A 13,534-nucleotide genomic window follows, 5' to 3' on the forward strand; every position below is an offset into this window, starting at 1 on the left:
TGTGCACCGCCAAGCTAGTTTCGCTCAGTAAAGGCGTTGTTTCTGTGTCGAATCGTGTTCCCCCGGGGCGTTCTCAAAGCGTAGGTCGCTTTGCCGCGTGGTGGTTACTGCTGTTAGTGCCCATGGGCTTGATCGGTTGTTCGTCCGGCAAAGTGACGCTGGCGGATCTACAGGCTGCCGCTGCCAAGATTGATATTTCCGACATCGTCATTGACGAAACCGACGTCGCTCCAGCGGCAATGTTGAATTTGGAGTCAAGCGATCTCAAATTTGGTTTCATCAAACTCACAGACTGCGCCCCGCTGGTGATCGCTAAAGAAAAAGGCTTCTTTGACGACGAGGGTCTGAATGTCACACTCGAGCCTCAATCGAACTGGAAAATCCTGCTCGACAATGTGATCAATGGACAACTCGATGGTGCGCATATGTTGGCTGGGCAGCCCATTGGCGCGACCATTGGGATTGGCACACAGTCACCGATCGTGACCGCCTATAGCATGGACTACAACGGCAATGCGATCACGGTTAGCAACGACGTCTGGGCGCAGATGCAAGAGCATGAGCCTTCGCTCAAGAGTCCCACGCCACCGCACCCCATTTCTGCAGACAGTCTCAAACCGGTCGTACTCGAATACTTAGCCGATCAAGGCCAACCCTTCCCAATGGGCATGGTATTTCCTGTCAGCACACATAACTATGAAATTCGCTACTGGCTGGCCGCTGCTGGGATTCATCCCGGCATGTACACCACCAGTGACCTAAACGGATTTCAAGACGCGCAGGTCCAACTCTCAACAGTTGCGCCACCGCAAATGCCTCAGAATCTCGAAGCAGATATTGTCAAAGGATACTGCGTCGGCGAACCGTGGAATCAAAAAGCGGTGTCGACGGGCATTGGGGTTCCGGTCGCTACCAACAGCGAAATATGGAAAAACAATCCCGAGAAAGTATTCGGTGTTGCCAAGTCGTGGGCTGATGAGAATCCCAGCACGCATCTCGCAGTCATCAAGGCCTTGATCCGGGCTGGAAAATGGCTTGATGCCAAAGACGATACCGGCAAACTGGTTAACCGCCCCGAAGCCGCCAAGATCCTCAGCGGGAAAGACTATGTAGGGGCCGAAGAGGCGGTGATCGCACAGTCCATGACTGGCACGTTCACCTTTCAAGCAACCGATGTCCTGGACATGCCGGACTTTAATGTCTTCTTTCAAGGCTATGCCAGCTACCCACACTACAGTGATTGCATTTGGTTCCTGACGCAGATGCGCCGCTGGGGGCAGATTACAGAACCCAAGCCCGCTGCGTGGTACGCCGAGACGGCCCAGGAAATATACAAACCGGAAATCTATCGCCAAGCAGCTGAATTGCTGATCAGCGAAGGCAGGCTGGAGCCTGATGAATTACCAGCCATTGACTATGACGGTTATCGACCAGTCACGACCGAATTCATTGACGGAAAAGCTTACGACGGTCGCGATCCCATTGGTTACATCAACAGCTTTGAAATCGGAACGAAGGAAGAGTCATGAATTGGCGAGGAAATCTACTGCGTGCATGCGAGGTCGCCGGTTTACCGATTCTGGAACCGTTCGTGCGATTGGCGGCAGGGGAAGACAAGGGAGATCAATTGAAGGGGATCGCGAAGTACGTACTGCTACCGATGGTCGCCATCGCTCTATTTCTAGTGATGTGGAACGCTGCGGCAAAGACTGTCGTCACTGACAGCGCAAAGCTCCCCAGCCCTGCGGCAACATGGGATGCGGGTCGGCAATTGATTGCCATGCACTTTGAGCAAAAGCAGGTAGATCGACTGGCCAAGCAAGAAAAGCTCAGCGAGGCGGTGTATATGGTCGCCGAAGCAAATGCATACGACGCTGCCGCGGCGAGATCCACTGGCGCTAAGCAGGACGCACTCACAGCCAAAGCGGCGACATTGAAGACGCGAGCTTTGGCAGCGGCGAATTACCGAGCATCGAGTGCACCGACGTTTATCGACCAGATTTGGACGAGTGTCAGCACGGTGTTCTTTGGCTTTTTGCTAGCCACCATCGTGGCCGTGCCGTTGGGTGTTTTGTGTGGCATGAGCCCGTGGTGCAACGCCGCGCTGACTCCGTTCATTCAGATCTTTAAACCCGTCAGCCCGCTGGCGTGGTTGCCTTTAGCGTTCATTGTCATCATGTGGTACTACGCCGGCTACGCATCAGGCGAAACCTATTTTGATAAAGCCTTTCTGATTTCTGCCACAACCGTTTGCTTATGTTCGCTCTGGCCGACGCTCGTCAATACCACCCTCGGTGTCGCGAGTGTTGACAAAGACTTTATTAATGTTGCTGACGTGCTCCGTTTGTCCTGGATGCAGCGACTCTTCAAAATCATTTTGCCTGCAAGCCTTCCCTTGATGTTCGCGGGGATGCGAATCAGTCTGGGGGTTGGGTGGATGGTCCTGATCGCCGCCGACATGCTTGCCCAAAACCCTGGGTTGGGAAAATTTGTCTGGGACGAATTCCAGAACGGCAGCGAGTTGACTTACGCACGTATCGCCTTCAGCGTGATCGTGATCGGCATGATCGGGCTCGTGCTCGATCGCTTCATGATCTTTCTCCGCAATCTCGTCAGTTTCGGAAACCCTGCCACCGCGTGACGGTAAGGTTTCTTTTCGTTCCGCAGTCGGTGGTGTGTGGGGACACATACCGACTGCGGGACGTTCTCCTCATTCTAGCGACCGCGAATCATTCCACCGAATTATGACGTCCGCCTGGACATCGATCCCAAAGTCTCGCGTCGGCGTTTGCGAGTGATTCGAAAGCTAACGTTTTTCGCCTTCTCTTGATATTGAAGATTTGCACATGAGTGTTCTACTGCACCGCGAACCGAGCGTTCTCAAGCTGCCCAACGTTGCGGTCCCCTCGCCGATACTGCAAATGGAAAACGTCTGCAAAGGTTATGGGAGCGGTGTGACACGCAACGAGGTATTGAGCAACATCAATCTCGATATCCGCGAGGGTGAATTCCTTGCGGTAGTTGGTTTCAGTGGCAGTGGAAAAACGACCTTCACCCAATTGGCGGCTGGATTGATTCAGCCTGATCAAGGGACGATCACCATGGACGGACAGCTCATCACGGGGCCTTCGGCCGATCGGGGCTTGGTATTCCAGAACTACTCGCTGCTTCCATGGCTGACTGTCCGTGGCAATATTGCGCTGTCAGTCAACACGGTGTTTCGAAATTGGTCCCGGGCCGAACGACGTGATCACGTCGAACGATTCATTGAGATGGTGGGATTGAGTCACGCTGCACATCGCCGCCCCCACGAATTGTCCGGCGGTATGCGCCAACGCACGTCGTTGGCTCGGACGCTTGCGATGAAACCAAAAATGCTGCTGCTCGACGAGCCCCTTTCCGCTCTTGACGCGTTGACGCGGTCCCAGCTGGGTGACGAGATTCTGAAGATTTGGCAAGAGGAGCGTCAGACCTGTTTGATGATCACCAACGACGTTGACGAAGCGATCCTGGTGGCTGACCGGATCGTGCCGCTCACGCCCGGGCCCGAGGCGACGCTCGGCCCGATTTTCGACGTGGACATTGAGCGTCCCCGCAACCGCGCCGAACTCAATGACAGCGAGCATTTCAAAAGTCTTCGCAATGCGGTTACGAACTACCTAGTCGATGTGCGTCAACAGGCTCGCGACAAGGAAATGGCGGCCAGCAAGCATCTCTCGTTTCGCCTTCCTGATATCCGCCCTCAAGACCTAACGCGTAAGGGACGCATCATAGGTTAGGCCTTATTCCCCACACCTAACTCCTAGGACATCACGCCATGCGTGGCTACGTAGAACTTTTCCGACTCGGCAAAACATACGACACCCATAACGGGCCTCTCGTGATTGTCGAAGACTTTGATCTGAATCTTGCTCAAGGCGAATACGTTTCACTGCTGGGTCATTCAGGCTGCGGTAAGAGCACGGTGCTCACTATGATTGCTGGCTTGAACTCGATCACGACGGGTGGCGTTGTGATTGACGGTCGCGAGATCGATGGCCCCGGCCCCGATCGCGGAGTCGTGTTCCAATCGCCGTGCTTAATGCCTTGGATGACCGCATTAGATAACGTGATGCTGGGTGTTAATCAGGTCTATCGAAATGCCACCAAACGTGATCGGATTGATCTGGCCAGCTATTACCTCAATCTTGTTGGACTGGGAAGTATCTTGCATAAGCGTGCCAAGGATCTCAGCCAAGGGATGCAGCAACGCGTGGGCATTGCCAGAGCGTTCGCACTCAAACCCAAAATGCTGTTGCTTGATGAACCATTTGGGATGTTGGATTCGTTGACCCGCCTGGAGCTGCAAGAAATCTTGCTGGAGATTCTAGTGCGAGACAAGGTCACCACCGTCATGGTGACCCATGATGTGGATGAGGCGTTGTTCATGAGCGACCGGGTGGTAATGATGACCAACGGACCTCGCGCCCGCGTAGGGGCTATCTTCAGCCTGCCGTTCGACCGCCCCCGACAGCGTGCCGACGTGCTGGAGCATCCTGAGTACTACGAGTATCGTCGCAAGATGATTGAGTTTCTCGAAGGCCAAGATCACGCCAAAATAAAAAACACCCGTGAACGCGACGAGTCCAAGACATCTGAACCCGCTGATCTGTCACTGAGCAGTCCCTGACCCATCGGCATCTGTGATGCCTGCGTACATCCAATGGGAGCAGCCGGAGCTTCCTTCGGGAGAATGCGTCGCGGTGTGCCAAAATCATTCTGTAGCCAAAATCAAGAAAATACACAAAAAAGAGGGTTTGCTCAGAAATCTCCGTAAGACGCAGCGATTATCTCATCGAATGCCCTGCTCATTCCGATGTTCGAACTATGACGGCGCGATTCATCCTTTCCACTACAAAGTGCCCTATCATGAACGCAGGCTCCTCTGTCGATCAACCGAACACCGTGGCTTGGCGAGAGCGAGTTGCCTCTTATCTCTTAGAGGCGACTGACATTGCGAACTCGATCGATTTGATTCTAGACGAAACCCGAATGGGTGCCCCGAACCTCGGCGGCGACGATGCTGAAAGCACGGTCCCGCACCTGGCGACAGCGGTTGCTGAGTTGGAGCGGATTGTGGAAAAACGCGATGTACTACTGCGTGCCTCCGATGCACCTCCTTTCGGCCTGAGTCTCTCAGCAAAGTTGCTCTCGACCCGGAAAATCGATGACGCTCGACTAGCTAAGTGCTGCGGCGAGCTGGCCGATTTGGTTGCCCAGACTCATCAGCGGGCTACTGCGTTGTTTATCTGCCAACATTATTTGTCGGGGCTCCCCAGCGATCTCATCGCCCGTCTTTCCGCAGTCGGCCAGCCGCAATCTCACAGCGGTCGCTTCAACGAAGCCGCCTAGGCAAGCCCCCCGGCAGACTGGTTTTGCTGCGAAATGAGGTTCGGTATCCCATCCGCAGCCGCCCTCAGATGGCTGTCGCAGTAAGTCCAGGTAACAAACCGGCCCGGAAACCCCCACTGAAACGGCCATGAAGGAAACCTCAGCACCATCGCAGCGACAATGCTGAGGACGCTGATTGTCGTTAAAATCGCCAGGCAGGCAGACCAACCCACCTGAGGCGAAGGTAAGCTGACATCCCGGCGAACCTCTCTCTCCGACTGCAGCGGTGCGGGGGAGGCCAACATGGGCTACGAGCGAGCGGCGACCTGGATGGCGGCAGCAATCTAGACCGGTTTCTCTCGCATGAATCACCCCCTAAACTGCTCTGTTCTCGATCAAGCCCCGCAAAGCCCCCGTTTGTACTAAACGGACTTGTCAAATACCCCATCGAAAGATTTCCAATGGCTAAGGGACTTTTTACCCAAGGCATCGTAGTTCTACTGCGCCAAAGCGTGAGTATCGAAGAGGTCGCTGCTGCGATCGACGATTTCCATCCCTCCGACCCCATCGAAGCGTCCGAAGACTGGACATTTCTCGGCCCGGCCGTGCTGATGAATATGGACGAGGATGGCAGCGGCAAGGTGGTGGTCGACGTGGTCGATCATCCCTGGCCCGATGCGATGGGCGGAACGCAAGGTGACTCAGCCGCTTCGGAGGACAGCCAGATTGTCGACGCTTGGGCGTTGGGCAACTTCGGCCCCCACAACTACCCGGGGTCTCTGCAGCGTGCCCGCGAGCAATCATGGGTGTGGGAAGACGGACGCGAACTTGCGGAGCAACCCACCGCATTTATTCGAGTGCGCAGCTCGTACGTCCTGGGCGAAGAGGATGATGCCCCGGTCCTACCCGAAGGTTACGAGCCCTTCGACGAGCTCGCCCTGGTCACCGAGATCGCAGCGGCGATTACGGAGTTGCCCCAAGCCATCTGCTATTTCAATCCTAACGGCGAAGTCCTACGCGACCTTAAAACGCTCAACGAGAGCTTTGAGTACGCCGAAGAAAATGATTTCCCGCCGCTGGACCTGTGGTCGAACGTTCGCTTGTTCCGTCTGGAGAACGAATGGGCAGTGATGGATACGGTCGGGAATTCGCAGCTCGACTTGCTCGATATCGAAGCATGCTTTCATGCTGAATCATATGACTTTACCGAAGTCGAGAGTTTCCTCCGATTGGTGACCTGTTTTCTCGAAGAGGCGGAAGAGCCAATCGAAGATGGTGACTCCGTGGAAGGTCCGGGGGACGTGATTTGGAGAGTCTGGCGGATGGACGACGGCATCGCCGCGCCTCCGCGACCTGTGCTCCGCTGCTTGCCTCAAGATAACCGCGACGTGCCCGAGCAGTATCGGGTACCGGGAATGGAACAGCCATCGGATGAGCCGGAACCCGCTTCATGACGCAGGCGTCGCCCATCGGCCCCGAACTTTTTGAGTTCTTGGACGACCTAACACGTCACAACGATCGCGATTGGTTTCATGCCAACAAACAACGCTACGAGTGTGACGTGCGTGAGCCCGCACTCGCCCTGATCGAGCAACTCGGGCCGCCCCTGCGGCGGTCAGCCCCCATGCTGAGCGCTATCGTCAAACGCAGCGGCGGGTCACTGATGCGGATCCATCGTGACACGCGGTTTTCCAAGGACAAGACTCCTTACAAAACGAACGTAGGCATTTCCATTCGGCATCAAGCCGACGATAACATTCACGCTCCCGGCGTTTATATCCACCTCGCCTGCGACGAGTGCTTGGTCGCCGCCGGGTGCTGGCGACCGCACCGCGAAACACTCGCGGCAATCCGACGTGCGATCGACGACGACCCAACGGCATGGCGACGGGCGCGGGATCAAAAGAAATTTCGTCAGTCGTTCCATCTCTCGGGTGAATCGCTCAAGACCTCCCCGCGTGACTACTCGATCGATCATCCCCAGATTGAAGACCTCCGCCGGATTGATTTTATCGCTGTCGCGAACTTAACGCAGCAGGAGATTACCAGCGCCGGGGCGGCGGCAAAAATGGTAGGCCTGATTCGCGACGCCAAACCTCTCATGCAGTTTTTGTGCAGCGCCATCGATGTGCCTTACTAAATGTCGACCGACGCCTCCGCCCGTCGCGAGAGAGACGCTCGCATTCGCCGCGACAGATTGTTGAAGCCCTATTCGGCTCAGACCAGCGACGTGGTCTGGCTAACACTGAGGAAATCAAATGACTTTACCTTCAGCTCCGCTCGTGATTGATGCGACCGCCCTGCCGACTCCCCATACGGCACAGCTTCGCTTTTTACCCGAGGGGCCCATTCCCCTTGAGGCAGCGGGCTGCCTGTCGTGGGTGGGGATTCAACATGGACCGCAGGCGAGTTACGGCTCCATCAATTTGCTTAATCTAGCCACCGGTGAGAATCAGTCGTTCGATTTGCCGGGGCGTCCAGGATTCGCGTTCGCCTGCTCGGGGACCGAGACTCGTTTTGTGGCCGGCGTGGAACGGTCACTTGGCATTTTTGATATCAGCGATTCCTCGTGGACTCCGTTCTGCGAGGGTATCGATGCGGACGTCGACAACACGATCATCAATGATGGAGTCGCCTATGGCGATAACCTGATCTTTGGTACCAAAGATCTTGAGTTCTCCGAGCGAAAAGCTGGCCTGTATCTTTTTCGCGGACGTGACCGAGTCTTGATTCGCCTGCGAGATGACCAGATTTGCAGCAACGGCAAAATGATCCGGACGGATGATGCCGGGCAACTGAAATTAATCGACATTGATTCACCGACGAAGAAAATTGTGCAACACGACCTTGATATTGACGCCGGCACGATCGGTGCGGAGCACGTCTTGGTGGATTTAACCAACGACCCCGGTGTTCCCGATGGTGCTATTTTAACTCCCGATGGCAACGGCATCATTGTCTCGATCTATTTGCCCGACTTGGCGGACTATGGCGAAACACGCCAATATGATCGCGAGACGGGGCGATTACAGTGTGTCTGGCGAACGCCGGGATCCCCCCAAAACACCTGCCCAGCGTTGGTAGTCGATCAGGGCCGTGTGCGATTGGTAATCACGACTGCTGTCGAAAACATGAGTGATGAAAATCGTGAGAAATGCCCGAATGCTGGCCAGTTGTTCATTGCTGAGACCGATTTCCAAGACCCCGCAATGATCGTTCCGCCAGTTTTCTCATGGGGACAGTGAGCCGACTGCCGTGACGCACCGGGAAGCCCAGTTGAATAGGGGATGCCCGGTCGCGCACGGGAAGCCCGGTTGCATATGCGTCGCGGCTCACTCTCTGATATCATCAGACGCATGAAAACTCTCCTTTCCATTGCGTTATTGCTTTCGCTCGTCACGGCCGTACCTGCCGCCGAGCCCTCGATCCCCGTCATTTTTGATACCGACATTGATACCGATTGTGACGATATCGGTGCGGTGGCGTGCTTGCACGCGATGGCGGATACCGGGGAGATCGAGATCCTAGCGACGACGGTCAGTTCCAACTTCGCGTACTCAGCTCCTTGCCTGGATGCATTGAATCGCTATTACGGTCGTCCCACCCTGCCGCTGGGCGTTCCCAAACGCGAGGGTGCCAGCGTCGAGCGTGGCTCCAAGTACGCGAGACAACTCGCCGAACGTTTTCCGAGCCGTTTCACTACCAACGACGATGCGCCACCTGCGGTGACCGTGCTACGCACCGCACTTGCGGCAGCAGATGACAATTCGGTGCGATTGGTCACGGTCGGTTATTTGACTAACGTCGCTGACCTGCTGCGATCACCCGCCGACGAAGCCAGCCCACTGTCGGGAATGGACCTTGTCGAGCAGAAGATCTCGCACTTTGTCGTCATGGGTGGCCGCTATCCCGAACACCTCGATCCGGGCAAGTTCGGCAATTTCAAACCAGACCCCGAGTCGGCGGTTTACGTCGCGAACAACTGGCCGGGTACGATTCACTTCAGTGGTCTCGGTGAAGACGTCGGTACCGGACGCGATCGCAGCAAACTTGATGCAGGAAATCCACTGCGTGTCGGATATGACTTGTTCTTGGGTGACCAGCCGACGCGATCGAGCTGGGATCAGGTTGCCCTGCTATACACCGTTCGTCCAGACGCCCCGTACTGGATTGTAGAAACGAAAGGAGGCAATCACCTCTTTCCCAACGGCACCAACCGGTGGGTCGACGAAGACAAGCACGACCATCGTTTGATTTCATTTGCGGACGGCCAGCGAAGCGAGGTTCAAGCGGAGATTGAACGCTTGATGACGGCGGAAGCCCGGTCAAAGCATATTCTGATCGTGATCGGCCCAAGTACCCACCCGCCCGGCTCGCACGAAGTCGCTGCAGGCGGACGATTGATGGCTCATTGCCTTGAGCACGCCGACAACCTGAACGGAATCAAGGCGACCGTAGTCCAGGGCTGGCCCGACGATGATGAATTATTGGCCGGTGCCGACTCGATCGTTTTTATTGGTGATACGTTCCCTCCCCACCGTCTGCCGGAGACGCAACAGATCCTTGCCCGCATCGAGCGGATGATGCAGCGTGGCTGTGGAATCGTGTGTGTGCATTACGCGACGGCTCTGTTGGGGCACGACGTCGCTCCCGATGGTGCTCATCCGCTGCTGGAATGGATGGGCGGTTACTTTGCCAACAAGACCTGTCCTCACCACCCTGGCATCGCCCGCGTCTATCAAGCGGCTACGATTGAACGAGCGGCACCACAACACCCGATCTCTCGCGGTTGGTCGGAATTCACACTCCACGACGAACCGTATATCAACAACTACTTCGGTAAAAATAACAATCAACTCGCTGCCAATGTGACGGCGTTAGCAACGTCAATGCTACCACCGGAAGAACCCCAGGAAGAAATCGTCGCATGGTGTGTCCAACGCGAGCACGGCCGCGGGTTTGGAATCGTAATGCCGCACTTCTATCGAAACTGGAGCAACGACGATTTACGTCGTTTCATCCTCAACGGCATCGTCTGGACTGCCAACGGTGAAGTGCCTGCAGCAGGCGTTTCCACAACTCCTCCCGACCTAGCAACGTTCAAACCTGCCGCGGTGCAACCGCGCCAGTAATCACGGCGTCCGCGAACTCGATGCATCTTGTTCCCAGGCTATCCCTAACGCCGTAAACGATTTCTCTGAATGGAGGATGGGACCAATGTCTCGTCCGCGACCTTTCTGCTGCAGGAGTGGCCTGTACGGTCCGATGAGCCACATTCGTGAGACGATGTTGTAAATGTGCCCCCGTAAGCTGCTCCATTTTCGCGGCCAACGGAGCGTCGGATTCAAGTTCGATCAGGTCGCTTTTGGAACGGAGCCTTCACTGGATTGGCCCGATTTCAGGTGACCGTTCGTCGGTAAACCGGTACCCAATGTCGCGGACAGTCTGAATCCACGTTGGCCGCTGCGCGTCAGGTTCAATCTTATGCCTCAGCGTTGTGACACAGCGATCGACGCTGCGACCGCTGACGATGAATGGATCTCCCCAAACTCGCTCGAGGATCTGCTGCCGCGTTCTCGCCTGTCCGCGAAACTGCAGGAGATGTTTTAGCAGCCCAAATTCCTTGCTGGTCAGTGCGATCTCGCGATCGTCGCGAGTCAATTGGCAGGCGTCTAGATTCAAATTGAATCGCCCAAAACAAAACTGATCGACTTCCGCTGCCCGACGGCGTTGAATCAACCGATCGGCACGGGCCATCAACTCACGGATGCTGAACGGCTTGGTCATGTAATCATCTGCACCGATCTCCAATCCTCGCACGATGTCGTCTTCTTGCCCCTTGGCTGTCAACATAATCACATGGCAGTCCAAACCCTTGCGACGAATTTCTCGGCAGACATGGTAGCCATTCATCTCCGGCAACATGATGTCTAGCACAACAAGATCTGGCGCAGAGGCAACGGCCAATTGCAATCCAACCTCGCCGTCCAAGGCTGCCTGAACGCGGTAGCCGGCGTCGGTAAAATTGTCCTGCAACCCGCGTTGGAGAGCTCGGTCGTCTTCGATGATCAACACGGACAGGCTCATGGACGGATGATCTCCGAGAGAGAATCGGCGGCGGTCTGGCACTCATCTGACTCTGACGTTACCGATGGTTCCGGAGAGCATCCTGCGGTCTGTTCGGCAGGGAACCATACCGTGAACGTGGTTCCTTTGCCGAGTTCACTCTCCAAACAAACTCGGCCGCCATGATGGTCGACAATCGTGCGCACAATGCTCAAACCTAAACCGCATCCTCGATCGGAGCGATGCAATGTTTGATCTACTTGATAAAACCGATCGAACAGCTTTCGCTGATCAATTCGACTAATTCCGATGCCATGATCAGAAACAGACACAGAGACACCGTTGTCGCGTGCAACCGCACACACCAGTATCGCCTGCGAGCTATCGCCAGAGTATTTGATGGCATTGTCAATTAGATTAATCAGCACCGTGATTAAACCGCCCTCATCACCGCAAATGGCAGGGACGCCTGGGGCGATCTGCACCGTGAGCGACAACGGTTTGCTCTCGATTCTCGGACGACAAACGTCGACAGCGGCACAAATCAACCTCTCCACCGGCACCAGGGTGAAGTTCTCCGATTGAACAGTGGCCTCGTATCGAGAGAAGGTCAAGAAATTTTCGATCAATCGACTGAGACGTTCATTCTCGTTCCGGATCAAATGAAGATACTCCCAAGTTCTCTGCGGATCCAGCTTGGCCCCGTCGCTCAGTGATCCGCCAATCAAGGTGTCCACAAGCAGCCGGATCGAACTCAGCGGCGTGCGGAGTTCGTGGGAGACGGTCCCCAGTAAATCGTTTTTGAGACGAGTAAGTTTAACGCGATTGTGGAAATTCCGAACCACAAGGGAACCACCCACCACAGTCAATGCTACCACCAAACCACAGACGCCAATCATGACTAAATTACGGCGGCGGGCGACCTTCGAGAAGGAATTTGCATCGCGCAACCGGAGTGACAATTGCCAACCTGGCAGCAGCGAGGACGCCGCTACTTCGTAGTTCGTTACCGACTGTTGGTGTGGTCGACGACTGCGGTGCTGCACTGACACCACGACATCCCTGGGCAGTTCAACCGCCGCGATCGCGTCATCAATCAGCCGGGTTAGCGATTGCGTTGTCATCAATAACTCGATTCCGCTTGACTGAATCTCCCACCGCCACAAGTCATCGATTCCAGTCGGCTGCACCGAAGAACGAGCGGGCGTTTCACTCGTGGAATCGAACGCACTCGTTTCGAGCCGCCCGTGGGAATGAACCAAGTAAAGAGCTGCCAGTTCCTCGGCGCGAATTTGCTTCTGGTCAATCGTGCCTGGCGCGAGTATCTCTAGTTGTCGCATTAGGAACAGCCGCTGGTCAGACGACAGTGAATTGGAGTCATAGCGAACAATTCTGTCTGCCAACCTTTTTAGTGTCGTTTCACGTTGCATACCGTCGAAGATCGATTCGCAGGCGAGCAATTCCAAGTTGGCAAGTAATGATTCGTAGTATCCTCCATGAGATTCTCGACTGACTTGATGGTCAAAGAAATCCTCTAGAATGCGATGGACCGCTGCCCGATCACCATTTCTCAGTCGGCACCGAACCTCGGATTGGATTGCCGTGATGTGCTGTGTGGGGTTTTGCGCCGCCTCGGAGATGGCATGAAAGGCGCTCGCCGCCAGATCGCAATCGCCCACGTCTTCATGTGCGGTTGCTGCTTTCCAATCCGGGTCCTTTCGAAACGCCAGCAATTCTGCTCTGTCGTTATCATGCGTGTCTATCGTCCCCGGGTATCGGTCCGCGCGATCGATCCCCCTACACACCGCCGAATCGACACCATCGATGGCGGTGGCGGCAGCGAATCGTTCTGCGCCACCACTCAGGTCGAGGATCTCTTTGGTCCTCAAACGAATTCCGTTGAGTTGTCTTTCGACCTGGCCTTGCATGTTCGCCAAATGACTACGGTAGGCTTCACCGAGCAATTGCTGGGTCGCGAGCTGTTGATTCGTAATCGCCACGGCAACGAACCCGATTGCCGCGACGATGGGCAGCAGCACAACCCCGCACAGAGCCACGGTCGAAATCCATGGCGATGCAGATGCCAGCTTCTTCATAA

The 13,534-nt window shown here is 55.5% G+C and carries 12 protein-coding genes; 9 read left to right on the forward strand and 3 right to left on the reverse strand.

Features of this window, described 5'->3' with window-relative positions:
- Positions 1-122: 122 nt before the first annotated feature.
- The 5 genes from Poly21_RS01390 (at position 123) to Poly21_RS01410 (ending at position 5,391) form a co-directional block, all read left to right on the forward strand.
- On the forward strand, positions 123-1,529 hold the full coding sequence (locus Poly21_RS01390) for a CmpA/NrtA family ABC transporter substrate-binding protein (protein ID WP_146406756.1): 1,407 nt from the start codon (positions 123-125) through the stop codon (positions 1,527-1,529).
- Positions 1,526-2,641, forward strand: coding sequence for an ABC transporter permease (locus Poly21_RS01395; RefSeq protein ID WP_146405235.1), 1,116 nt, complete (start codon positions 1,526-1,528; stop codon positions 2,639-2,641). Before Poly21_RS01390 ends, Poly21_RS01395 begins: the two co-directional genes overlap by 4 nt.
- A gap of 205 nt (positions 2,642-2,846) precedes the next feature.
- Positions 2,847-3,779, forward strand: a complete 933-nt coding sequence (locus Poly21_RS01400) for an ABC transporter ATP-binding protein (protein ID WP_146405237.1) — start codon at positions 2,847-2,849, stop codon at positions 3,777-3,779.
- A gap of 38 nt (positions 3,780-3,817) precedes the next feature.
- Positions 3,818-4,669: an ABC transporter ATP-binding protein gene (locus tag Poly21_RS01405; RefSeq protein WP_302117161.1), complete on the forward strand. Its 852-nt coding sequence runs from the start codon at positions 3,818-3,820 to the stop codon at positions 4,667-4,669.
- Between the two features lie 239 nt (positions 4,670-4,908).
- Complete coding sequence (locus Poly21_RS01410; protein ID WP_146405239.1) at positions 4,909-5,391, forward strand: hypothetical protein; 483 nt, start codon at positions 4,909-4,911, stop codon at positions 5,389-5,391.
- Here the strand turns inward: Poly21_RS01410 and Poly21_RS26890 are convergent.
- On the reverse strand, positions 5,388-5,675 hold the full coding sequence (locus Poly21_RS26890; protein ID WP_302117163.1) for a hypothetical protein: 288 nt from the start codon (positions 5,673-5,675) through the stop codon (positions 5,388-5,390). The genes Poly21_RS01410 and Poly21_RS26890 overlap by 4 nt on opposite strands.
- 156 nt (positions 5,676-5,831) lie before the next feature.
- Here Poly21_RS26890 and Poly21_RS01415 point away from each other — a divergent pair, with 156 nt between their 5' ends.
- The 4 genes from Poly21_RS01415 (at position 5,832) to Poly21_RS28185 (ending at position 10,502) form a co-directional block, all read left to right on the forward strand.
- Positions 5,832-6,824 (forward strand): DUF4261 domain-containing protein, encoded by a 993-nt coding sequence (locus Poly21_RS01415; protein WP_146405240.1) that lies wholly within the window; start codon positions 5,832-5,834, stop codon positions 6,822-6,824.
- The gene (locus tag Poly21_RS01420; RefSeq protein ID WP_146405242.1) at positions 6,821-7,510 is read left to right on the forward strand and encodes a DUF2461 domain-containing protein; all 690 of its coding nucleotides are present in this window, start codon (positions 6,821-6,823) and stop codon (positions 7,508-7,510) included. Before Poly21_RS01415 ends, Poly21_RS01420 begins: the two co-directional genes overlap by 4 nt.
- A 118-nt stretch (positions 7,511-7,628) precedes the next feature.
- A complete protein-coding gene (locus tag Poly21_RS01425; protein ID WP_146405244.1) occupies positions 7,629-8,615 on the forward strand; it encodes an SMP-30/gluconolactonase/LRE family protein in 987 nt (328 codons plus the stop codon).
- Between the two features lie 111 nt (positions 8,616-8,726).
- Positions 8,727-10,502, forward strand: coding sequence for a ThuA domain-containing protein (locus Poly21_RS28185; protein ID WP_367302516.1), 1,776 nt, complete (start codon positions 8,727-8,729; stop codon positions 10,500-10,502).
- Between the two features lie 247 nt (positions 10,503-10,749).
- On the opposite strand, the gene Poly21_RS01435 is transcribed toward Poly21_RS28185, so the two are convergent.
- Positions 10,750-11,457 carry a response regulator transcription factor gene (locus Poly21_RS01435; protein ID WP_146405248.1) on the reverse strand — a complete coding sequence of 236 codons (708 nt, stop codon included), beginning with the start codon at positions 11,455-11,457 and terminating at the stop codon, positions 10,750-10,752.
- The gene (locus Poly21_RS01440) at positions 11,454-13,532 is read right to left on the reverse strand and encodes a sensor histidine kinase (protein WP_146405250.1); all 2,079 of its coding nucleotides are present in this window, start codon (positions 13,530-13,532) and stop codon (positions 11,454-11,456) included. Before Poly21_RS01440 ends, Poly21_RS01435 begins: the two co-directional genes overlap by 4 nt.
- Positions 13,533-13,534 lie beyond the last annotated feature (2 nt).

The organism is Allorhodopirellula heiligendammensis, assembly GCF_007860105.1.
GTDB lineage: Bacteria > Planctomycetota > Planctomycetia > Pirellulales > Pirellulaceae > Rhodopirellula > Rhodopirellula heiligendammensis.